General features: G+C 56.7%; 22 protein-coding genes and 1 tRNA gene. 15 read left to right on the top strand and 8 right to left on the bottom strand.

Annotated elements, in window-relative coordinates; genetic code table 11:
* The first annotated feature begins 368 nt into the window (after positions 1-368).
* The 5 genes from OLX72_RS07510 (at position 369) to OLX72_RS07490 (ending at position 3,994) form a co-directional block, all read left to right on the top strand.
* Entirely contained in the window at positions 369-1,382 is a 1,014-nt protein-coding gene (locus tag OLX72_RS07510; protein WP_433990172.1) for an IS110 family transposase, read from the top strand.
* Positions 1,383-1,814: 432 nt separating this feature from the next.
* Positions 1,815-2,135: a hypothetical protein gene (locus OLX72_RS07505; RefSeq protein ID WP_433990171.1), complete on the top strand. Its 321-nt coding sequence runs from the start codon at positions 1,815-1,817 to the stop codon at positions 2,133-2,135.
* A 487-nt stretch (positions 2,136-2,622) separates the two neighbouring features.
* The gene (locus OLX72_RS07500) at positions 2,623-3,126 is read left to right on the top strand and encodes a GFA family protein (RefSeq protein ID WP_433990444.1); all 504 of its coding nucleotides are present in this window, start codon (positions 2,623-2,625) and stop codon (positions 3,124-3,126) included.
* Positions 3,127-3,338: 212 nt separating this feature from the next.
* On the top strand, positions 3,339-3,545 hold the full coding sequence (locus tag OLX72_RS07495) for a hypothetical protein (RefSeq protein WP_433990170.1): 207 nt from the start codon (positions 3,339-3,341) through the stop codon (positions 3,543-3,545).
* Entirely contained in the window at positions 3,542-3,994 is a 453-nt protein-coding gene (locus OLX72_RS07490; RefSeq protein WP_433990169.1) for a DUF5681 domain-containing protein, read from the top strand. Before OLX72_RS07495 ends, OLX72_RS07490 begins: the two co-directional genes overlap by 4 nt.
* Positions 3,995-4,075: 81 nt before the next feature.
* On the opposite strand, the gene OLX72_RS07485 is transcribed toward OLX72_RS07490, so the two are convergent.
* Complete coding sequence (locus tag OLX72_RS07485) at positions 4,076-4,258, bottom strand: hypothetical protein (protein WP_433990168.1); 183 nt, start codon at positions 4,256-4,258, stop codon at positions 4,076-4,078.
* A 621-nt stretch (positions 4,259-4,879) separates the two neighbouring features.
* Positions 4,880-4,965 (bottom strand) — tRNA-Leu (locus OLX72_RS07480).
* 218 nt (positions 4,966-5,183) lie between these two features.
* Between OLX72_RS07480 and OLX72_RS07475 the strand changes: the two genes are divergently transcribed.
* Positions 5,184-6,170, top strand: a complete 987-nt coding sequence (locus OLX72_RS07475; RefSeq protein ID WP_433990167.1) for a complex I NDUFA9 subunit family protein — start codon at positions 5,184-5,186, stop codon at positions 6,168-6,170.
* Here the strand turns inward: OLX72_RS07475 and OLX72_RS07470 are convergent.
* Positions 6,161-6,964, bottom strand: coding sequence for an undecaprenyl-diphosphate phosphatase (locus OLX72_RS07470; RefSeq protein ID WP_433990166.1), 804 nt, complete (start codon positions 6,962-6,964; stop codon positions 6,161-6,163). The two genes, OLX72_RS07475 and OLX72_RS07470, sit on opposite strands and share 10 nt — an antisense overlap.
* Positions 6,965-7,197: 233 nt before the next feature.
* Here OLX72_RS07470 and OLX72_RS07465 point away from each other — a divergent pair, with 233 nt between their 5' ends.
* The 8 genes from OLX72_RS07465 (at position 7,198) to OLX72_RS07430 (ending at position 18,861) form a co-directional block, all read left to right on the top strand.
* Positions 7,198-8,631 (top strand): NAD(P)-dependent oxidoreductase, encoded by a 1,434-nt coding sequence (locus OLX72_RS07465; protein ID WP_433990165.1) that lies wholly within the window; start codon positions 7,198-7,200, stop codon positions 8,629-8,631.
* A 38-nt stretch (positions 8,632-8,669) separates the two neighbouring features.
* Positions 8,670-9,071 carry a GFA family protein gene (locus OLX72_RS07460; protein WP_254684659.1) on the top strand — a complete coding sequence of 134 codons (402 nt, stop codon included), beginning with the start codon at positions 8,670-8,672 and terminating at the stop codon, positions 9,069-9,071.
* The gene (locus tag OLX72_RS07455; protein ID WP_114871766.1) at positions 9,068-9,505 is read left to right on the top strand and encodes a GFA family protein; all 438 of its coding nucleotides are present in this window, start codon (positions 9,068-9,070) and stop codon (positions 9,503-9,505) included. The genes OLX72_RS07460 and OLX72_RS07455 overlap by 4 nt, the downstream gene beginning before the upstream one ends.
* Entirely contained in the window at positions 9,502-14,034 is a 4,533-nt protein-coding gene (gene gltB, locus OLX72_RS07450) for a glutamate synthase large subunit (RefSeq protein ID WP_433990164.1), read from the top strand. Before OLX72_RS07455 ends, gltB begins: the two co-directional genes overlap by 4 nt.
* A 157-nt stretch (positions 14,035-14,191) precedes the next feature.
* Positions 14,192-14,941, top strand: coding sequence for a monofunctional biosynthetic peptidoglycan transglycosylase (mtgA, locus tag OLX72_RS07445; RefSeq protein ID WP_114871768.1), 750 nt, complete (start codon positions 14,192-14,194; stop codon positions 14,939-14,941).
* A gap of 58 nt (positions 14,942-14,999) precedes the next feature.
* Positions 15,000-15,665: an FtsZ-binding protein FzlA gene (fzlA, locus tag OLX72_RS07440; protein ID WP_114871769.1), complete on the top strand. Its 666-nt coding sequence runs from the start codon at positions 15,000-15,002 to the stop codon at positions 15,663-15,665.
* 63 nt (positions 15,666-15,728) lie between these two features.
* A complete protein-coding gene (queG, locus tag OLX72_RS07435; RefSeq protein WP_433990163.1) occupies positions 15,729-16,778 on the top strand; it encodes a tRNA epoxyqueuosine(34) reductase QueG in 1,050 nt (349 codons plus the stop codon).
* 76 nt (positions 16,779-16,854) lie between these two features.
* Positions 16,855-18,861 (top strand): hydantoinase/oxoprolinase N-terminal domain-containing protein, encoded by a 2,007-nt coding sequence (locus tag OLX72_RS07430; RefSeq protein WP_433990162.1) that lies wholly within the window; start codon positions 16,855-16,857, stop codon positions 18,859-18,861.
* 26 nt (positions 18,862-18,887) lie between these two features.
* On the opposite strand, the gene msrA is transcribed toward OLX72_RS07430, so the two are convergent.
* Complete coding sequence (gene msrA / locus OLX72_RS07425; RefSeq protein ID WP_114871772.1) at positions 18,888-19,400, bottom strand: peptide-methionine (S)-S-oxide reductase MsrA; 513 nt, start codon at positions 19,398-19,400, stop codon at positions 18,888-18,890.
* The gene (gene msrB, locus OLX72_RS07420) at positions 19,400-19,849 is read right to left on the bottom strand and encodes a peptide-methionine (R)-S-oxide reductase MsrB (RefSeq protein ID WP_433990161.1); all 450 of its coding nucleotides are present in this window, start codon (positions 19,847-19,849) and stop codon (positions 19,400-19,402) included. Before msrB ends, msrA begins: the two co-directional genes overlap by 1 nt.
* 144 nt (positions 19,850-19,993) lie before the next feature.
* On the opposite strand from msrB, the gene OLX72_RS07415 reads away from it, so the two are divergent.
* A complete protein-coding gene (locus tag OLX72_RS07415; RefSeq protein ID WP_433990160.1) occupies positions 19,994-20,515 on the top strand; it encodes a glutathione peroxidase in 522 nt (173 codons plus the stop codon).
* On the opposite strand, the gene OLX72_RS07410 is transcribed toward OLX72_RS07415, so the two are convergent.
* The 3 genes from OLX72_RS07410 to OLX72_RS07400 form a co-directional block, all read right to left on the bottom strand.
* The gene (locus OLX72_RS07410) at positions 20,512-21,510 is read right to left on the bottom strand and encodes a GlxA family transcriptional regulator (protein WP_433990159.1); all 999 of its coding nucleotides are present in this window, start codon (positions 21,508-21,510) and stop codon (positions 20,512-20,514) included. The genes OLX72_RS07415 and OLX72_RS07410 overlap by 4 nt on opposite strands.
* Before the next feature lie 68 nt (positions 21,511-21,578).
* A complete protein-coding gene (locus OLX72_RS07405; protein ID WP_433990158.1) occupies positions 21,579-22,475 on the bottom strand; it encodes a DMT family transporter in 897 nt (298 codons plus the stop codon).
* A gap of 71 nt (positions 22,476-22,546) precedes the next feature.
* Complete coding sequence (locus tag OLX72_RS07400) at positions 22,547-22,834, bottom strand: HU family DNA-binding protein (protein WP_114871777.1); 288 nt, start codon at positions 22,832-22,834, stop codon at positions 22,547-22,549.
* Positions 22,835-22,971 lie beyond the last annotated feature (137 nt).

Genomic DNA, 22,971 nt, shown 5'->3' with positions numbered 1-22,971 from the left:
ACCGAAGCCGTTTCTGAAGTTTTTGGGTGTCCCGCGATAGCAGACGTTCGCTGCGACACAGATTTTGGGGAACTTTGGGCTGATTGTGTTGAAAAACTCCATTTTTACCGAAAACCAGTGAAAATTTTGTCCATTGAGAAGCCGTCGAGATTTTTGGCTAGGGGGTCGGCCAAAACACCGGTTCGGCGATGTGAGGGCATGTCATGGCCTGCTCTTGGCAATTAAAGTCAACTTTGATGAAGCATTGGAAATTGGCGGAAAAATGAGGGAGCCGAATTTTCGAGTTTTTCAACATGGCGTAATCAGAACCAGCGCGCATCGATGCCTGTTATTCTTGATGTTCATATCATTGAAAAGGAGACCGACCGATGGAATATTTTGCTGGTTTGGATGTGTCCATGGAAGAGACGCATATCTGCATTCTTGATCGAGACGGGGCGCTTATCCTGGAAGGAAAAGCATCCTCGACACCGAAGGCGATCACCGCGTTTCTGGCCGCCGGACCCACATGTACCAAAGTTGTTTTTGAGACTGGGCGGATGGCTCCAATGCTCCACCACGGCCTGACGGAGCTTGGTGTCCCGGTTGTTTGCATCGAAAGCCGCCAAGCCTATCAGGCACTGAAGTCCCTAGCTGGGCATAAAACCGACCGAAACGACGCGCGTGGATTGGCGCATTTGGCACGGACAGGGTTCTACAAACCGACCCATGTCAAATCGCTTTCCGCTCATGCGATCCGCTCGCTGATCGCGGCGCGCAAGAAGCTGGTCGGACAACGCGTGACCATCGATAATCAGATCCGTGGACTTGTTGTCGTGTTTGGTGTGCGATTGCCACGGGCTCTGTCGCCTGCATTCAAGGACGCTGCCCTCAAAGTCAGCGACGGCGTTCCCGGTTTGCATGCAGCGTTGCGAGGTCTGTTTGCGGCGCGCGAAGCGATATTGACGGCCGTGGCCGCCATCGACAGCGATATCAAAGTGATGACGCGCAAATCAAACATCTGCACCCGCCTCATGACAGTGCCAGGCGTTGGCCCGATCACGGCACTGGCGTTCGCGGCAGCCATTGATGATCCGACACGCTTTAAACGCTCGCGAGATGTAGGGCCCTATCTCGGGCTGGTTCCCAAACGCCACCAGTCCGGCGAGGTCGACTATACCGGTAGTATCTCGAAATGTGGCGACGTGCGGGTCCGAACGCTGCTCTATGAAGCCGCGAACGTGATGCTCACACGATATGCGGCACCGCTCAAACTCAAGTCATGGGCGCTCGCAATCGGGCAGCGCTCGACAATGAGAAAAGCGCGGGTGGCGCTGGCAAGACGGCTCGCGATCATCCTGCATGCCATGATGCGCGATCAGACTGACTTCCGGGCCGTATGACCAGAACCTGAGCAGCAGAGGATTCCTATATCACAGTTCCTACACGGGAGGACGCCCGAGGGAGGGCGTGGAACATGGCGCCGATTTTGTAGCGACAGAGCAGACGACCAATCTGATCGCGGTTTCAACCTTGCCGATCCACACCCAGCCAACCCCATCATGAGCCCGTGAGCTCGAAGAGAACCCAGGCAACCTCAGACGTTAAACCACCCGCAGAGTGAGAAAGTATATTGACAGATTAGAGAACAAAATCGGCTCTCACCGGTCATTCGCCGCGGTCAGCACCAGTGACTGATTTGCGGGCCTACTCTCGACAACGGGGAACAGCTTCCGTTTGACTTGTTCCTTGGTGTGCCAAAGCACGCTGCGCCAAAAGTAGTCCGCGACAGCGCTTTAACTGAAAGCGATTGGATTTCCATTGACCTTGCTTCGATGGAAACAGCCTTTCCCGATGTCTATGCGATGGGAGACGCTGCAAAAACCGGTTTGCCCAAGGCCGGTTCATTTGCCGAAAGTCAGGCCAGTGCAGTTGCCAGCGGCATTCTGTCAAAGATCAGAGGTGGCGAAGCAGCCCCAAACACAGGCAGCGAAGAGTGTCAGGTCGAATTCGGCGATGGCCGAGTCAGTTGGGCCGATGCAGATTTTCTGAGCGGGCCAAAGCTGACGGTCGTTTATAATCCGCCTTCGCTTGAGGGGCGAAAGCACAAGGAAGCCTTTGCGAAGGATCGCGAAGTGCGTTGGTTCGGGGAGTAGCATTTGCTAGAGACCAAAAGGGCCCATGAACTTTTCAATTCGCCGTCCGCCATGGTCGAAGTTGGCCTCAAACACAAAACCTTCAAAGGCAGTTTTGTCCGCAGAGCGGAAGTAGACCAATTTTTCGTAAGTGTCCGCTCTTGTGGTAAGCGGTCGTTCATAAACAAAACTTCAAATTTCCAGTCATGAACGGCTGCTTAACGCGACGAACCGGTCGTCAGAGAAAAACAGTCGAATGACTGCATCGAGACATACGTCGCAACCGCAGCGAACGTCCGGTCTTGGTGAAAGCAGTCGTTTAGAACCAAAACTTCGAATTTCCGGTTGTGAGCGGCTGCTTAACGCGACGAACCGGTCATCAGATAAGAACAGTCGAATGACTGCATCGAGCCCAAAGGCGACGTTCTGGGAATCTTTCCATTGTAATAATTTGGAGTTGTGCGAAGTTTGAGTGGCCGGCATTCATAGACAGTCGCAATCGAAGGTTATGGGGGATGGAGAAATGACAAGCCATGAGGGAGGCTGCCTTTGTGGTGCCATTCGTTATAAAACTCTGGCAGAACCGAGCCGGGTTACAGTCTGCCATTGTCGCTTCTGTCAGAAAGCCACCGGATCGGCCTATATGGTTGAGCCGATTTTTGAAGCAGAGGACTTTGCCCTGCTTCAGGGCTCGCCCTCTACTTACGATCAAGTGTCTGCGGGTTCTGGCAAAGTGGTTCACATTCACTTTTGCCCCGACTGCGGCACCAAGCTTTGGCTTAGCTTCGAGAGGTTTCCTGACGCGGTCGGTGTATATGCTGGAACCTTTGATGATCCGTGTTGGTTTACGATCGAACCGGTTTCCTCAAAGCACATTTTCCTCGGTGTAGCGCGGTCAGACACCGTTATTCCCGCAGGTCTGCCAACATTCGTTGAACATGCGACAGCGAACGACGGGACGCCGCAGGAGGCAGCGGTATTCGAAACTTGTCACCAGATCGGTAGCAGATAGCGGAGGCTGTCTGTTTTGTCCGCAACTCAGTCATTGCGCCATGACGCGGCGAAGGTCCGGTGCTGATGGAAGCGGGCATTTGGCTGTTGGGCCGTCCGCTGGTCCAAAACCTAGCCCCTGCGTTGGATCTCCGGCGCTGACGGCAATGCGTCGGGTGCAGGCACATTGGCGGCCATTGCTTTATTTGCAAAACGCAGTTAGCAGGTTAGCAAATGGCACGTATCGGCGCACGCATCGCGAAGCTTGAACGCAATCGCCCAGACCCTCGGGCATGCGAGCAGCTTGACCTCGACCTGCCCCCGGACCTGTGCGCGCGGATAGAGGATGCAAAAGTGGCAGGAACCTTTCCGCAATCACTTTCCAACGATGACCTGCTAGCCATTAAGCGCGCGGCAGATTTGGTACAGAGCCACGCATGACGCACCGAAACAACGGACGCAATACGGATGGCACCTTTGCGCCCGGCAATCCCGGCAAGCCAAGGGGCACCCGCCACAAGGCGACACAAGCGGCGCTGGCGCTACTGGACGGTGAAGCCGAAGCACTGAGCCGCCAAGCCGTGACAATGGCGCTAGAAGGCGACACAACAGCGCTGCGCCTATGCCTTGAACGCATCGCTCCGCCAAGACGCGACGCCCCTGTAAGCTTTTCCCTGCCCCCCATGCAATCAGCATCCGATGCAGCCAAGGCAGCGGGCGCGGTTCTGGACGCTGTGGCGGCTGGTGACCTGACCCCGCAAGAGGGCTCGCATATCATGGCGCTTGTGGAGACTTACCGCCGCACGTTGGAAACAAGCACACTTGAAGCACGCGTGGCGGCATTGGAAGAAGGCGACAATGAAAATTGCTCGGTGGCTTGTAAGACTTGAATCAAAACGCGTCGCGAACGTGCCGCAACCGTTAGTGTTAATGTTTGCCGGCAATTGGGTCTGCGACGCACACGCATCATCCTACCTGTGATCGATCTCGGCAAGCTTAAGCCGGAGCCGAGCGTGGCGGGTGGCCCAGATTTGGCGGTGCAATTCGTTGCGTTGTTCTTCACCTGTCATTTTTGCTCCCATTCTTGTTTCTTGTTCCTGCTCAGCAATCCAACGATCGATCTCGCTTTTGCGAAACCGCCATGCGTTTCCCACCTTGAACCCGGGAACCTTCCCCTCAGATGCGAACCGGTAGGCCACTATCTAAGCGATTTTGAGATACTCAGCGAGCTCTTTCACGGTCGAAATGCTTTCGTTGAGCATTCTGAAATGTCCTCTCTGAGGGATGTGTTTCGAAACTAGAGCAAAGGAGGTGAAGCAGCAATCTCAGCAATTTTTCAGCAGATCACCGATTCCTCATGATGACGACCATGGTCATTCAGTCGGAGGATTGGCCGTTCATCGCCCCTGATGGGCGATAATGCAGGCCGCGGATCTGCGAACACATTGGCCACACGGGCACGCGTGATGGGCTGGGAGTGTCACTGTTGCCAGCCCCCGATGGCCGTGACTGGATAGTTTGCCGGATGCATGATGCGGGCGGCGGGGAAAACACGAAAAATCGCACCCGAACTGGAAGCAGGGTGGCCGAAGCGGTGGCGCGGTGGAGATGCGCAAATTGGTGAACATGCAGGCTCGAGAATTGGCTGTTCTGGGGGAAGCAATGAGATAACCCAAACCGGCGGGCATCAACATGCATAGGGTGTATAATTAGGGGGATACGAAAATTATTATTTAAATTTTTTTAAATAAAAGCAATTACTTATGCTGAAAATATGGTGCCCAGGAGAGGACTCGAACCTCCACACCCTTGCGAGTACTAGCACCTGAAGCTAGCGCGTCTACCATTCCGCCACCTGGGCCGGTGTCGTGAAATGTGCGTTTACGATGGTGACGCAGACGTGTCAATTGCCTTTTCTCCGGATTATTCACACTGCCACCACGGCAGGCAAACCGGGCCAAAACTTTGCCTGTCATCCGCGTGTTTAATTCTGCCTTGCCGGACAGCGGCGTTTTTGCGCCTTGTTTGCAGAGCGTGCGGGCGATACATCTGGGCAACCAAGAAACGCAGGAGCATTTGATGTCCAAACTGGTCACCATTTATGGCGGGTCCGGCTTTGTGGGCCGATACGTTGCGCGGCGCATGGCAAAAGAAGGCTGGCGTGTTCGCGTGGCGGTGCGGCGACCGAACGAAGCGATGTTTGTGAAACCCTACGGCGTCGTGGGACAGGTCGAACCGATCCTGTGCAACATCCGCGATGACGCGTCTGTTGCCGCCGCAATGTCCGGGGCCGATGCGGTGATCAACTGCGTGGGTATTCTGGCGGAAGCCGGCAAGAACAAGTTTGATACGGTACAGGCCGAAGGCGCCGAACGTGTCGCCAGACTGGCTGCGGCCGAAGGCGTATCGCGTCTTGTCCAACTGTCTGCCATCGGGGCCTACACAGAATCCGACAGTGAATATGCCCGCACCAAGGCTCTGGGCGAAGCGGGTGTTCTGAAACACATGCCCGATGCGATGATCCTGCGTCCTTCAATTGTGTTCGGGGCCGAGGATGGTTTTTTCAACCGGTTTGCAGGCATGGCGCGCTTTGGCCCGGTTCTGCCCGTTGTGGGCGCGGATACATTGTTCCAGCCGGTCTATGTCGATGATGTCGCGCAGGCCGCCGTTCTGGGTGCCACAGGCAAGGCTGCGGGCGGTGTTTACGAGTTGGGCGGTCCGGATGTCAGCACGTTCCGTGAATTGATGGGCCAGATGCTGGGTGTCATCCGCCGGCGCCGGCTGGTTCTGAACATACCGTTCTGGGCCGCATCGATCATGGGATTTGTCTTTGACATGACCCATACTGTGTCGTTCGGGTTGATCCCGGCCCAGATCACCTGCGATCAGGTGCGCAATCTGCGCAATGACAACATTGTTTCCGAAGGCGCAAAGGGATTGGCGGATCTGGGGATCAAAGCCACCGCGCTTGAGGCTGTGCTGCCGGATTATCTGTGGCGGTTCCGTCCGTCCGGGCAATATGACACCATCAAGGAATCCGCGGTGAAAATGCGCGCTCAGGAATAGGCGATGACCAGAAGAACCAGCCCGAGGGCGATTCTGTAGATCACGTAGGGCGTGAAACTGACACTGCGCAAAAGGCGCATCATCAGCATCAGCGCCACCAAAGCGGCGATAAACGAAAATACGGCTGCGATCGCACCGGCGCGGGCGGTTTCCACATTTGCTGTTGCGAACACTTCCCCTCCGACCAGAAAGCCGGAGGCAAGGATCGTCGGGATTGACATCAACATGCCAAGCCGGGCGGCGTCCTCTCGCTTGTAGCCCAGACGCCGGGCGCCGGTGATCGTTATGCCCGATCGAGATGTTCCCGGAAGCAGGGCAAGCACCTGCCACAATCCCATGACAACCGCATCTTTTGCTGTCCAGTGCGCGCTGGTTTTAGCATTTGGTCCGGTTCTGTCGGCCCAGTACAGAACCACACCAAAAATCAGCATGGTCCACCCGATCAGTGCGACAGAACGCAGGTGTTCTTCCCATCCGGCCACCGCGATGATCAGGCCCGCAACCGCAACCGGAAGTGTGGACAGACACAGACAGAACGCAAGTATGGCGCCATCGGTGTCAACCTTGCCGACGGCCAGACGCTTCAGGCCATGCAGGGCCATCCTCACGTCGGTCCAGAAATACATCACAACCGCCACAAGCGATCCGACGTGAACGGCAACATCGATAACCTGCCCCTGATCGTTCATCCCGGTCAGTGACGGCAGCAGAATAAGGTGGCCGGAAGACGACACAGGCAAAAACTCGGTCACCCCCTGGACAAGGGCTACAATTATCAAATTGAACAAAGTCATACCGTTCAGCTTTCGCACACGTCTACTGCCTGCCCTCCGTATAAGTTCTTTTGTTCAAATGGAAAGACAGCATTTAGGTCACATTTGTTACCTAAATTTTGCATTTTTGACCACAGGCGCAGTGCCGGAAGCCAAAATAATTGAAACTAGGTCACTATTACTGACTTTTTTATCGTTTACAGGTGTTTTAAAGACACTGGACCGAGTCGGGATCGCCAAGGGGAGTCGGAAATTTGGCCAAACAGCCCATGCTTAAATTCGTGAACATTGAGCGGATCATGCCCGAAAAGCGGGATGCGCAAGCGCGCAGCGCCGATTTCGATGAAATCTATGCCGAATATGCCGACGAAAAGGCAAAGGAACAGGCAAGCCGGTGCAGCCAGTGTGGGGTGCCCTATTGCCAGACCCATTGCCCGCTGCACAACAATATCCCCGACTGGCTGCGTTTGACTGCCGAAGGCCGTCTGCAAGAAGCCTACGAGCTTAGCCAGGCCACGAATACCTTTCCCGAAATATGCGGACGGATCTGCCCCCAGGATCGCCTGTGCGAAGGCAATTGCGTGATCGAGCAATCAGGCCACGGCACAGTTACAATCGGTTCGGTCGAAAAGTACCTAACGGATACGGCATGGGAAAAAGGCTGGGTCAAACCGATTGATCCGGGTCAGGAACGCGCCGAAAGCGTTGGAATTATCGGTGCCGGCCCCGGCGGTCTGGCCGCGGCGGATGTGTTGCGCCGCGCCGGCATACAAGTCACTATTTATGACCGTTATGACCGCGCAGGCGGATTGCTGACCTACGGTATTCCCGGTTTCAAACTGGAAAAAGACGTGGTGATGCGCCGCAACGAACAGCTGGAACAAGGCGGCGTCAAGATTGAGCTGAATTGCAACGTGGGCGAAGACATTTCGTTCGAAGACCTGCGCGCGCGCCATGATGCAATTCTGGTTGCGACCGGCGTTTACAAGACACGCGATCTGCAGGCCCCCGGCAGCGCCGCAGAGGGTGTTGTAAGCGCGATTGAATTCCTGACGGCAAGCAACCGCAAAAGTTTCGGCGATGCCGTGCCGGAATTCGATTCCGGCGCGCTGAATGCCCAGGGCAAGCGGGTTGTCGTGATTGGCGGCGGCGACACGGCAATGGATTGTGTCCGCACGTCTGTCCGTCAGGGGGCTGTGTCGGTCAAGTGTCTGTACCGGCGGGATCGCGCCAACATGCCCGGATCACAACGCGAAGTGCAGAACGCCGAAGAAGAAGGTGTTGTGTTTGAATGGCTTAGCGCGCCCAAAGGTTTTGCAGGCGATCCCGTGACAGGTGTTATGGTGCAAAAGATGCGTCTTGGCGCACCGGACGCAACAGGGCGTCAGGCCCCCGAAGTGATCGAAGACGCCGATTATGTCGAAGACGCCGATCTTGTGATCAAGGCGCTGGGTTTTGAACCGGAAGACCTGCCCACACTCTGGAACCAGCCAGAACTTGAAGTTACACGCTGGGGCACCATCAAGGCAGATTTCACGACAGGCGCCACGGCTTTGCCGGGGGTTTATGCCGTGGGCGATATTGTGCGCGGGGCATCCCTTGTGGTGTGGGCAATCAAGGACGGGCGCGATGCAGCGGCGGCCATACTTGACCAGTTCAACGCGGCGGCGGCTGTGGCGGCCGAATAACAGCCATGAAACAGGACGGGTTCATAACAGGACAGTGCATGTGCGGTGCCGTCACTCTGCGCGCCCAGCGCGGTGCGCCGGTTATCCGGGCCTGCCACTGCGACATGTGCCGCCGCTGGACAAGCAGCATGTTCATGTCGATCCCCTGTGATCAGGATACGATCACCGTCGACGGGCCAGCCAGAGTTTTCCGGTCTTCCGAATGGGCCGAACGGGCGTTTTGTGACACCTGCGGGTCCGCGCTTTGGTACATGACGGTCCATGACCGACACCGCAATCTGGCGGCGGGCCTGTTTCAGAATGCGGCCGGCAACACGCTGAACCTTGAATTCAACAGCGACCAGAAACCGGACGGTTATGCGCTGGCTGGCGATCATCAACGATTGAGCGAAGCGGAAACAATTGCGCTGTTTACATCCGGCACTGGTGGGCCATCATGACCAACACGACCGGCAGATGCCTGTGCGGCGAAGTCCGCGTGACCGTCACAGCCCCACTGGACGCGATTTCGGCGTGTCATTGCGATATGTGCCGCCGCTGGAGCGGATCGGTGCAAATGGGCATTGCGGTCGATAGTGATCATGTACAGGTCAGCGGCCCCGTCAAACGCCACCAGTCGTCTTCTTTTGCCGAACGCGCCTGGTGTGACCACTGCGGATCCGCACTTTGGCTGCGCGACACCTCCGGAGCGAATGCACGATTTATCGAACTTGTGCCGGGCCTGTTTGACAACGCGGGCGATGCAAGCCTTGTCCGAGAAGTTTACGCAGACAAATGCCCCACCGGTTACGCATTTCGCGGCGATCACAATCGGATCACCAAAGCGGATTATGAAAAGAACAACCCCTTCGTTCGAGAGGAAGATACACCATGACAAAATTTGATGATGCGTGGGTGCGGGCCGAAGAAGAAAAGCGCAAATGGATGGCTGAAAACAGTCTCTATTCCGAAGAAGATGAGCATTCTTCCTGTGGCGTCGGTCTTGTTGTGTCCCTTGACGGGTCGCCATCGCGCACAGTCGTGGAAAAGGGGATTCAGGCGCTCAAGGCGATCTGGCATCGCGGCGCGGTGGATGCTGATGGCAAGACCGGAGACGGGGCCGGCATTCACGTACAGATTCCGGTGCCGTTCTTCTACAACCAGATCGAAAGAACCGGGCACACGCCACGTATGGATCAGCTTATTGCGGTGGGTCAGGTGTTTCTGCCCCGCACCAATTTTGCCGCACAGGAAACCTGCCGCACGATCATGGAAACCGAAGTGCTGCGCATGGGCTATTACATCTACGGATGGCGGCACGTTCCGGTCGATATCACCTGTCTGGGCGAAAAGGCGAACGCGACGCGGCCCGAAATTGAACAGATCATCATCAGCAATTCCAAAGGCGTTGATGAGGAAACCTTTGAGCGCGAGCTTTACGTGATCCGGCGCCGCGTCGAAAAAGCTGCGGCTGCGGCCCATGTACAGGGTCTGTATATCGCGTCTTTGTCATGCCGTTCGATCATCTACAAAGGCATGATGCTGGCCGAACAGGTTGCCGTTTTCTATCCCGACCTGATGGATGAACGGTTTGAAAGCGCCTTTGCCATCTATCACCAGCGCTATTCCACCAACACGTTCCCGCAATGGTGGCTGGCCCAGCCATTTCGGATGCTGGCCCATAACGGCGAAATCAACACGCTCAAGGGCAACGTCAACTGGATGAAAAGCCACGAGATTCGCATGGCGTCGAGCACGTTCGGGGACATGGCGGAAGATATCAAACCGATCATTCCCCAGGGATCATCGGATTCGGGCGCCCTGGACGCCGTGTTCGAGGTTCTGGTGCGTGCGGGGCGCAATGCGCCCATGGCAAAAACCATGCTTGTCCCTGAAAGCTGGAGCAAACAGGCCATCGAACTGCCGCAGGCGTGGCGTGATATGTATTCCTATTGCAATTCGGTCATGGAACCATGGGACGGCCCTGCCGCACTGGCCATGACGGACGGGCGCTGGGTGTGCGCCGGTCTTGACCGGAACGGGCTGCGCCCGATGCGCTATGTGGTGACAGGCAGCGGCTTGCTGATTGCTGGATCCGAGGCCGGAATGGTGCCGATCAACGAAGCTGGCGTTGTTGAAAAAGGCGCGCTTGGCCCGGGTCAGTTGATTGCGGTCGATATGGCCGAGGGTCGGCTGTATCACGACACCGAAATCAAGAATAAGCTGTCGGATGCGCAGCCGTTTGGCGAATGGGTCGGCAAGATCAAGGAACTGGATCAGCACCTGTCTGCCGTCACTGAAAAAGCTGTGTTTGACGGACCCGAGTTGCGTAAGCGCCAGATCGCAGCGGGTTACACCATTGAAGAAATTGAACAAATCCTTGCGCCTATGGCCGAAGATGGCAAGGAAACCCTCGCGTCCATGGGCGATGATACGCCTTCGGCCGTGTTGTCAAAACAGTACCGGCCGCTTAGCCATTTTTTCCGCCAGAATTTTTCGCAGGTCACAAACCCGCCCATCGACAGTTTGCGCGAATACCGCGTGATGAGCCTTAAGACGCGGTTCGGAAACCTGAAGAACGTGCTGGACGAAGACAGCAACCAGACCGAAATTCTGGTGATGGAAAGCCCGTTTATCGGGAACACCCAGTTTGAAGAGTTGCGCGAACATTTCAACGCCGATCTGGTCGAGATCGACTGTAGTTTCGCGCCCGGAACCGGGGCATTGAATGCCGCCTTGGCCCGCGTCAGGGCCGAAGCCGAAGATGCCGTGCGATCCGGCGCCGGGCATATCGTTCTGTCGGATCATCTGTCGAACAACGACAAGGTTGCGATGCCGATGATTCTGGCAACCAGCGCCGTGCACAGCCACTTGATCCGTAAGGGATTGCGCACATTCTGTTCTGTCACGGTGCGGTCGGCGGAATGCATTGATCCGCATTATTTCGCCGTTCTGATCGGGTGCGGTGCAACTATCGTGAACCCCTATCTGGCCGAGGATACTCTGGCCGACCGCATCAGTCGCGGATTGCTGGATGGTCCGCTGACAGAAGCAGTTGCGCGTTATCGCGAAGCCATTGATCAGGGTCTGCTCAAGATCATGGCAAAAATGGGAATTTCGGTCATTTCCAGCTATCGCGGCGGTCTGAATTTCGAGGCCGTCGGGTTAAGCCGGGCCATGTGTGCCGAATATTTCCCCGGTATGACAAGCCGGATTTCCGGCATTGGCGTGGTCGGCATCCAGCGCAAGGCCGAAGAGGTGCACACACGCGGCTGGCAGGGTGACGGAACCGTCATGCCGATCGGAGGCTTTTACAAGGCGCGCACAAGCGGTGAAACCCACGCATGGGAAGCCACGTCGATGCACATGTTGCAGATGGCCTGCAACAAGGCATCTTATGAAATGTGGAAGCAATACAGCGCCAAGATGAAAAGCAATCCGCCCATTCATCTGCGCGACCTTCTTGAGATCAAGCCATTGGGCGCGCCCGTACCGATCGAGGAAGTGGAAAGCATCACCAGCATCCGCAAGCGGTTTGTCACCCCTGGCATGTCGCTTGGCGCCCTTAGCCCCGAGGCGCACAAGACGCTGAACGTGGCAATGAACCGGATCGGTGCCAAATCGGATTCCGGCGAAGGCGGCGAAGACCCCGCCCATTTTGTACCCGAACCCAACGGCGATAATCCGTCTGCCAAGATCAAACAGGTGGCATCCGGCCGCTTCGGGGTAACGGCCGAATATCTGAACCAATGCGAAGAACTGGAAATCAAGGTGGCCCAGGGGGCCAAACCCGGCGAAGGCGGCCAGTTGCCCGGCATGAAAGTGACCGAACTGATCGCACGTTTGCGCCATTCCACCCCCGGTGTGACACTGATTTCACCGCCGCCGCATCACGACATCTATTCGATCGAGGATCTGGCCCAGCTGATCTATGATCTCAAACAGATCAACCCGCGCTGCAAGGTGACTGTAAAGCTCGTCGCCAGCTCGGGTGTCGGGACAATTGCAGCCGGTGTGGCCAAGGCAAAAGCCGACATTATCCTTATTTCGGGTCACAATGGCGGCACCGGAGCGTCGCCTGCGACATCCATCAAATACGCGGGCCTGCCATGGGAAATGGGTCTGACCGAAGCACATCAGGTTCTCAGCATGAACAAGCTGCGCGACCGGATCACGTTGCGCACCGATGGCGGTTTGCGCACCGGCCGCGATATTGTCATGGCCGCGATGATGGGTGCCGAAGAATACGGTATCGGCACCGCTGCGCTGATCGCGATGGGCTGCATCATGGTGCGCCAGTGCCAAAGCAACACCTGCCCTGTGGGCGTATGCACGCAGGATGATGCATTGCGGGCAAAGTTCACCGGTAACGCAGACAAGGTTGTGAACCTGATCACGTTCTATGCCACCGAAGTGCGTGAATTGCTGGCTGCAATCGGTGCCCGATCCCTGGACGAGGTGATTGGCCGTGCCGATCTTCTGACACAGGTATCGCGCGGGTCTGCGCATCTGGACGATCTGGATCTTAACCCGTTGCTGATCACCGTAGATGGCGCATCTGAAATCGTTTACGATCGCAACCGGCCACGAAATGCCGTGCCGGATACGCTGGATGCAGAAATCGTCCGCGATGCGGCGCGATTCCTGGAAGATGGCGAAAAAATGCAGCTGTCCTATGCGGTGCAGAACACTCACCGCACGGTAGGTGCCCGCACGTCCAGCCACATCGTGAAACGGTTTGGCATGCGCAACACGCTGCAACCCAACCATCTGACGGTCAAGTTGACAGGCTCTGCCGGCCAATCCCTTGGCGCATTTGCGGCACCGGGGCTGAAACTTGAGGTCAGTGGCGATGCGAACGATTATGTGGGCAAGGGTCTTTCCGGCGGAACGATCGTTGTGCGCCCGCCAATGGCCAGCCCGCTGGATGCGTCCAAGAACACGATCATCGGCAACACGGTGCTCTATGGCGCGACCGACGGCTATCTGTTTGCGGCAGGTCGCGCCGGCGAACGGTTTGCCGTGCGCAATTCGGGCGCCAAGGCCGTGATCGAAGGCTGTGGCAGCAACGGGTGTGAATATATGACAGGCGGTGTTGCGGTCATTCTGGGTGAAATCGGTGCGAATTTCGCGGCCGGCATGACGGGGGGTATGGCCTACTTGTACGACCCGACCGGCCATTCGAAAACGCTGATGAACATGGAAACTGTTGTAACTTGCCCTGTAACAGTGCCGCATTGGCTGAAGGAACTGGAAGAACTGGTGCAGCGCCATGCTGCTGAAACCGGCAGTCGCAAAGCAATCGACCTGCTACAGCACTGGGATCTTGAGATTGGCAATTTCATGCAGATCTGCCCGAAAGAAATGCTGGTCCACATCGCCGCTCCGCTGGAGTTGTCGGATACCGCAATGCCCGCGGAATAGCAGTTCTTCACACGTCTTTCTGTGGCGCGGTCCGGATACCGGTTCCGCGCCCTGATTTGTATCGCGGATCCGTCAGGTCGTTTTTCAAAGCGGCCGGGCTGCCGGTTGCGCGATCTTGCGCTTTTCTCGGGGCGCGCTGCCGCCTATAGCTAGGCACATGTCACAGGCATCGAAATCAAAAACGACCCGGTCCAAAACCAAATCCAAGGCCAAGGCGGGCAAGACACCCCAAACCGGCCCGATAAGACGCGTATTGCGCTGGGCCGCGCGCGGCGCATTGGCGATCTTCGCCTTTTTCGTATTGGCTGTTTTGCTGTTGAACTGGGTAAATCCCCCCACAAATCTTTACATGATGTCAGAATCCCGCCGATTGGGCGGCGTGAAACAGGAATGGGTCGCGCTGACGCAGATCAATCCGGCGATGGCACGATCTGTCGTTGCTGCGGAAGACGCGAATTTCTGCAACCACTGGGGGTTTGATCTACCCGCGATCAAGGCCGCAATCGAAGCGGGCAGCAATCGCGGCGCATCGACGATCACCCAGCAAACAGTCAAGAATGTCTTACTTTGGCATGGGCGCACATGGATCAGAAAAGCGCTGGAGGCGGGCCTGACGCCGCTGGTCGAAGCGATCTGGTCCAAACGCAGGATCATCGAAGTCTACCTGAACGTCGCCGAATTCGACGAAGGCGTGTTTGGGGTGAAAGCGGCGGCAGATCACTATTTTGGTGTAACGCCTGACAGGTTGTCAGATGCTCAGGCAGCACGACTGGCCGCCATCCTTCCCGCACCAAAAACACGATCCGCCTCTGATCCGTCCGCGACAACGCGCAAACGTGCCGCTTCCATTCAGGACGGGGCGGCCACGATCCGCGCGGATGGCCGGTCAGCGTGTTTCGAGAGTTGAAATATCACGCGCCAGCGGGCATTGAAGAAGAACCTTTGTTCGATCTGGATTAGAATGCATGGCCCGCCTATTTCATGTTCCCCTGTCACCGTTCTGCCGGAAAGTAAGGCTGAGCCTTGCCGAAAAGAAAATCGAGGTTGAACTGGTTGAAGAGAGGTACTGGGAGGCGGATCCGGATTTTCTGCGTCGCAACCCCGCCGCCAAGGTGCCGGTGCTGAAACTTGACGGGCTGATGATGGCCGAAAGCGGCCCGATCTGCGAATACATCGAAGAAACCCGACCCGAACCGCCTTTGTTGCCCAAGGATTCAGTGGGCCGCCTGGAAGTGCGCCGCCTGGTGAACTGGTTTGATGACAAATTCCATCACGAAGTGACATCAAAGCTTTTGTACGAACGGGTGAACAAAAAGGTCATGGGGCATGGGTTTCCCGACAGCCGGAACGTCAAGGACGGCGCCAAGGCCATCAAGTACCATCTTGATTACATGACATGGCTTTTGGATCACCGCCGCTGGCTGGCCGGCGATCACATGTCACTGGCTGATTTTGCCGCGGCTGCACATCTGAGTTCACTGGATTACATTTCCGACGTCGACTGGAACCGCTCTGACGTGGTCAAGGACTGGTATGCCAAGATCAAATCACGGCCTGCATTCCGGTCCATACTGGCCGATCAGGTCCCCGGCTTTCCGCCGCCACGCCATTACAATGACCTTGATTTCTGATCTTTCCGCCGCGATCAATTGCCTTTGCAGGAAGGGTGCCACCCCCGGCCCTCAACATTCGACATGAGCGACGATCTGAAGAAAAGGCTGATCGAGGAAGCCCGAAACCTTGGATTTGTTGCCTGCAAACTGTGCCGCCCGTGGGACGTGCCAGAGGTGCGCGCGCGGCTGAATGCCTTTGTAGAGTCTGGATACCACGGACAGATGTCGTGGATGGCAGACCGGATGAACTGGCGCGGTGATCCGTCCGCACTCTGGCCCGAAGCGCAATCCGTTATCATGCTTGCCGACAGCTATGCGCCTGAACACGACCCGCTTGACGTGCTGAACCACTCCGAAAGTGGCGCCATTTCGGTTTACGCGCAAAACCGGGATTATCACGATGTGGTCAAAAAACGCCTGAAAAGGCTGGCCCGCTGGCTGATCGAACAGCGACCCTGCGAAGTGAAGGTCTTTGTTGATACCGCACCGGTTCCGGAAAAGGCGCTGGGGCAGGCAGCAGGGCTGGGATGGCAGGGGAAACACACAAACCTGGTCAGTCGGGAATGGGGCAATTGGGCCTTTTTAGGGTCTATTTTCACGACTCTGACACTGCCGACCGATCCCGCGGAAACCGACAATTGCGGATCCTGCCGTGCCTGTCTGGATGTGTGCCCGACAAACGCGTTTCCTGCACCCTACCAGCTGGACGCGCGGCGTTGCATTTCGTATCTGACGATCGAACATTCCGGCCCGGTTGACACAGATCTGCGGCCGTTGCTGGGCAATCACATCTACGGATGCGACGATTGTCTGGCTGTTTGCCCATGGAACAAGTTTGCACTCAAAGCATCCGACATGAGATATGCCGCACGCGATGACCTGATAGCACCAAAACTGGCTGATCTGGCGAAACTGGATGATGCAGGGTTTCGCAGCCTGTTTTCCGGTTCGCCCGTAAAACGGATCGGTCGCAACCGCTTTGTGCGAAATGTTCTTTACGCCGTGGGAAATTCGGCCGATGCGGGCCTGACAGAAACCGCCCGCTCGCTGGTTGAGAATCCGGATCCGGCGGTTTCCGATGCGGCACGCTGGGCGATTGACCGGCTGGGCCGGGCCGGATCGGCAAAATAGGCCATCCAATGCCGTTTAAAGACTGGCAACGTCCCGTCTTTTGATTAAACCGCTATCAAACAGGAAGGAGACAGACGTGTCAGTATTGTTGGGCGTAGATACGGGCGGCACCTATACAGATGCGGTTCTGATCCGGGATGATGAAACCGTAATTGCCAGCGCCAAATCGCTGACCACGCGGCACGATCTGGCGGTGGGCGTCGGCGGCGCGGTGGCTGCGGTTCTGGACCGGTCAGGCATTGATGTTGCGGACATCGCGATGGCGTCGCTGTCGACGACACTGGCCACCAACGCGCTTGTCGAAGGTCAGGGGGGCCGTGTTGCCTTGATCTATATCGGTTTCAAGGAACGCGATCTGGCAACACATGGCCTGTTGGAAGCCTTGAAAGGCGATCCCTATCTGGTGCTGGGCGGGGGCCACAATCACGCAGGCGGACAGGCGGCACCATTGGACGAGACGGCGCTGGTTGCCTTTCTGGAAGACCATAAAAACGATGTTTCGGGATTTGCCGTTGCGGCGCAATTCGCAACCCGCAACCCGGCACACGAATTGCGCGCCGCCGAACTTGTCCATTCGGTGACAGGCCGGCCTGTTTCGTCGTCTCATCAACTGTCGGCGAAACTGAATGGCCCAAAGCGCGCGATGACAGCGGTTCTGAATGCGCGTCTGATCGGCATGATCGATCGGTTGATCGGGCGGGCCGAAGACAAACTGCGCGATCTGGGCATATCCGCACCCTTGATGGTCGTTCGGGGTGATGGTGCGTTGATATCGTCAAAGATGGCACGGGAGCGGCCGATTGAAACGATCCTGAGCGGGCCTGCGGCGTCTATTGTCGGGGCGCGGTGGTTAACCAAGGCGGATCACGCGCTGGTTTCGGATATCGGGGGCACCACCACGGATGTGGCCGTTCTGAAAGACGGGCGGCCCGCCATTGATCCGGGTGGCGCACGTGTCGGGCCTTACCGGACAATGGTCGAAGCCGTCGCGATGCGCACGACCGGTCTGGGGGGTGACAGCGAAGTTCATTTCATTTCGGAAGGACTGAAAGGCAGCGTAACCCTGGGGCCGCGCCGTCTGTTGCCGATATCGCTTTTGGCGATGGATGCACCTGACATTGTCCTGCCGATACTGGAAGCGCAATTGCGCGCTGCCGTGCCCGGCGATCATGACGGGCGATTTGTGCGCGCTGTACAAGGCCAGACCATAGAAGGTCTGGGACCGCGGGAAGCGGCCGTTCTTGAGCGGATCGGCGATGCTGTTCATCCGGTGGGGCACATATTGCGAAACCGGGTCGAAATCGGATCCCTCAAGCGACTGGTCGAACGCGGCCTTGTCCAGATTGCAGGCCTGACACCGTCTGATGCCAGCCACGCGCTTGGCCTGTCATTGGTCTGGAATGTCGATGCTGCCCGGATGGCGCTGATCCTGTTTGGACGTCGGCGCACCGGCGCTGGTGAAACCCTTGCGCAAAACCCTGACGATATGGCCCGGATGATCATCGATCAACTGACGGAACAAACGTCGTTAGCTATATTAGAGACTGTTTTTTCAGAAGAAGACAGCGATTTTGGCCTGACGCCCGAACAGTTGGCACGCCATGTCCTGACCCGAAAGGGGTTCGATCGCCACGCGGGTCTGATCCGGTTCGAAGCATCGGTCAACGTGCCGGTGATCGGTCTGGGCGCCTCCGCCCCGACCTATTATCCCGCGGTTGGCAAAAGACTGCACTGTGAAATGATCCTGCCCGAACACGCAGGTGTGGCCAACGCCATCGGTGCCGTTGTCGGGCGGGTCACAATGCGCAAAAGCGGCACGATCACATCGCCGTCCGAAGGGCGATATCGCGTGCACCTTGATACGGGCCCCGAAGATTTCGGAGATTCCGAACAGGCCCTCGTACGGCTTGAGACTGTCTTGCGCACTGCCGCAGACGGGGATGCCCGCGCCGCCGGGGCGGGCGATATCCAGATATCGGTAACACGGGATGTAAAAAAGGCCGCTGCGGAAGCCCGCGAGGTGTTCATCGAAGCAACTGTGGTTGTCGAAGCGTCGGGGCGCCCGCGCATTGCAGTCGGGTAAGGCGGGATTGCCCCGCCTTACGCCTGCTAGGATGCTTTCGCTGTTCTTTTGGGCAAGACCCAATCCGCGCGCGGGAAATGACAGGTGTAGCCATTTGGAATCCGCTCAAGATAGTCCTGATGTTCCGGTTCTGCCTCCCAGAAATCTCCGACAGGTTCCACTTCGGTCACCACGGGTCCGGGCCAAATGCCGGATGCGTTGACATCGGCAATCGTATCAAGCGCAGTTTCCCGCTGCGCCTCATCCACATAGTAGATCGCTGATCGATAGCTTAGCCCGCGATCATTTCCTTGGCGGTTCAGGGTTGTCGGATCGTGAATCTGGAAAAAAAGCTCCAGCAAATCGCGAAAACTGATTGTGTTAGGGTCGAAAATCACTTCGATCCCTTCGGCGTGGGTGCCGTGATTGCGATAGGTTGCATTTGGAACGTCCCCGCCTGTGTAACCCACACGGGTCGACAACACCCCGGCGCGCTTGCGGATCAGATCCTGCATGCCCCAAAAGCAACCACCAGCCAAAACTGCGCGTTCCTGTGCCATTACGATATATCCTCTATCTGGTTCAAATAGGCCCCGTACCCTTCGGCCTCCATATCATCGCGGTGAATAAACCGCAGCGACGCCGAATTGATGCAATAGCGCAGCCCGCCCCGATCAACCGGCCCATCGGGAAACACGTGGCCCAGATGGCTGTCGCCATGGGTGCTGCGCACTTCGGTACGGATCATGCCCAGCGATGCATCGCGCAATTCCTGCACATGGGCAGGTTCGATCGGTTTCGTGAAACTGGGCCAGCCGCACCCGCTTTCGTATTTGTCAGCCGATGCAAACAGCGGTTCGCCAGATACGATATCCACGTATATTCCCGGCTCCTTGTTGTTCAGCAAAGCGCCGGTGCCGGGGCGTTCGGTTCCGCTTTCCTGCGTCACATGATATTCTTCCGGTGACAGGCTGGCGATCACGTCCGGATTTTTTGTGTAAGTGGTCATATAGCCTCCGATCAATTGGTCACGATGATTAGATGGCGCGCCGCGCCAGGAATAAAAGTGTTATTTCAGGCCACTCGCGCTGTCGTGTTGTGATCTGGCAACCGGTTTTGTCCGTACATATATCACATAATGGGGAGAGCAATCATGATCCGTTGGGTTTTTGCAGCACTGTTTGCAGTCATCAGCAGCATGACCCTGGCACGTGGCCCTGTCGGTGTGTTTCCTTCGATTGATGGCGGAACCTTGGATATGTCCGAATGGTCCGGCCAACCGGTTCTGGTTGTGAACACTGCGTCGCAATGTGCCTTTACCGGCCAATATGCCGAATTGCAGGCGTTATACGATACCTACAGATCGCGGGGTCTGGTTGTGCTGGCTGTTCCGTCCGATGATTTCAATCAGGAACTGGATACCGCCGCCGAGGTCAAAGAGTTTTGCGCGCTGAACTACGATATGGATCTGCCGATGACGGACATAACATCTGTTAAAGGCACGACAGCGCATCCGTTTTTCAAAGCCGTCAAGGCACAAACCGGATTTGTTCCGAAATGGAATTTCAACAAGGTGCTGATCGGGCCCGACGGTGCCGTCGTCGCGACCTGGGGGTCGGCAACAAAACCAACCTCGCGCAAGATCACGGCGCAGATAGAGCCATTGTTGAACTAGTCCGATCCGGGCCACAAGAGACCGGTACCAACAGCGTCATGGCTGGGATTGGTGCCAAATTCGCGCCGGTAACTTTTTGAAAAATGCGACGGAGAGCGAAACCCGCACGCCACTGATATTTCGGTGATCGACATTTGGGTCTGACGCAGCAATTCGCGCGCCCGTTCAAGACGCAGCCGCAAATAGTACCGTTTGGGCGATTGCCCCAGATGTTTCGCAAACAGCCGTTCCAACTGGCGGGACGACAACCCTGTCACGACAGCGATATCGTCAGAGCTTAGCGGATCTTCAACATTGTTTTGCATGATCTGCAACGCCAGAGACAGCTTGGAGTGCCGATATTCACCCCCGACCCGCAAAGACATACGTTGCGCGTGGGAATGCCCGCGCGGTGCCGTATAGATCATCTGGTCCGCAACCCACCGCGCCAGATCCACACCGTAATCTTCGCTGACCCTGTGCAACATCAGATCCATCGAAGCGGCACCACCGGCTGTTGTGAACACTTTCCCGTCGACCGAATAAATACTGTCTTCCATGATCACGTCTGGCAACAGCTCGCTTAGTGCCGTTTTATATTCCCAATGCGTTGTCACCCGTTTCCCGTTGATCAGACCGGCCAATGCCAGCGTATATGTACCGCTAGACAACGCGCCAAAATCCATACCCTTGCGGGTTTCGCGCCGAAGCCAGTTCAGGATAGGTTTGGTGCTTGCGCGGCCCACGTGTTCTCCTGCGCAAACGATCAGGGTTTCGCTTCTGTCCAGCGGCCCCAAGGCATCATCAACCTCTACCGTTACGCCGTTCCAGGCCCGCACCGGTTGACCGGTTTCACCTAGTAAACGCCAGGTATAATAGGTGCCATGGTCCAGATGCCGGTTGGCAAGCGACAAGGTTTCAAGGGCACAGGTGAAACCCAATTGCGAAAAACCCGGCAACAGCAAAAAAACATATCGTTTTGGCGCCTGTGCCGGTTGGGTTTGGATATCTGTCATCAGGTTTTTTGTGCAATCGAAGGGCTTTGAACCCCAGTTGCGATTGCTGCCCCGCTCAAGTCAACACGCTATGGATCAGACCAGGAGCGCGATTTCAATTTGCCGGATTGGCGCGACACCTGAACTGCCAGAATACCTGCGGCAATAATTGACACGCCGATGACGTCCCGCGGGCCCAGCGCTTCGGCCAGAAAAAGCGATGCGATCGCCACACCGAAAAACGGATTGAGAAAATGGAACGTCGCAGCGCGCGTTGCACCGATCCGGTTGACCAGAAAGAACCAGACCAAGGTCGCGATCAACCCGGGAACAAGCGTTGTATACGCAAACGCGATGGCGAGTGTCGGTGTCGGGTTAAGCCGCGGCGTTTCAAACAACAGGGCCGCAATGGCAAGTGCCACGCACCCCACCAACATCTGCAACCCAACAATCATCAGGAAACTTCCACCTGATGTCGCCCGCCGCACCGCCATTGTTGCAAATGTCAGCGCAAGAACGCCAACGCAACACAAGGCAAGGCCATAGAGATCAACGCCACCCTGAAAACGGGCGCCCATGATCAGCACGACCCCGATCATGCCAAGCACCAGCCCCAGAATACCCAGCGGCTTCAACCGTTCGCCCAGAAAGGCCCAGCTGGCCACGGCAACCAGCAACGGCATGGTTGATGCGATGATCGCGGCGAGGGACGCTTCGATCGTTTGCATGGCGACAAAAAACAAACCCAGATAAAGCGCGTTCTGACACACGCCAAACAGGATCGTTGCACGCCACTGGTCCGATGTCAGATGCCAGCTTTGCCCCATTGCGCGGGCAATTGCTATGCCCAGAAGGCCAGAGATCAGATAGCGTACTGACAGCGCTAACAGCGGCGAGGCATCCACAACGATAAAGCGGGCGGACGTAAAGGCAGAGGACCACATAAGGGCAAAAGCCAGCCCCATGCCAATTGCGCGCGTGTCCATTCAGTCTGCCCCAATTAGAAAGGGTCGCCCCATCGGGACGACCCTTTCCGCAATTCGAAACAAGGTCAAGATCAGCCGTTAACGCTGTCTTTCAACGCTTTGGCAATCGTCATCTTGACGACTTTGTCCGCGTCTTTCTTGAACTGTTCACCTGTGGCCGGGTTGCGCACCATGCGCTCGGGCCGTTCGCGGCAATAGATTTTGCCAACGCCGGGCAATGTTACGGCGCCGCCGCCGGAAACTTCGCGTGTGATCAGCGCACACACTGAATCCAGCGCACCTGCTGCTGCTTTTTTGTCTGTTCCCATTTCATCGGCCAGTGCGGCGACGAGTTGGGTTTTGGTCATTGGTTTCGCCATTTTAGGTCTCCTTCGGCTGCCCGAAACTTAGGGCCTCATTCGCGCAATGTAACGGAATATAGTGTAGGAACACAACAAATAGTGGTTAAGCGCAAGAGGAAAACAGCGCTTTTTTGCCCTTTTTTGCGGGTTTTTCA

The sequence above is a fragment of the Sulfitobacter sp. TBRI5 genome (assembly GCF_051013555.1).
Taxonomy (GTDB): Bacteria; Pseudomonadota; Alphaproteobacteria; order Rhodobacterales; family Rhodobacteraceae; genus JL08.
The sequence above is the reverse complement of the archived record's forward strand: the minus strand, read 5'-3'. Positions and strand labels throughout refer to the sequence as shown.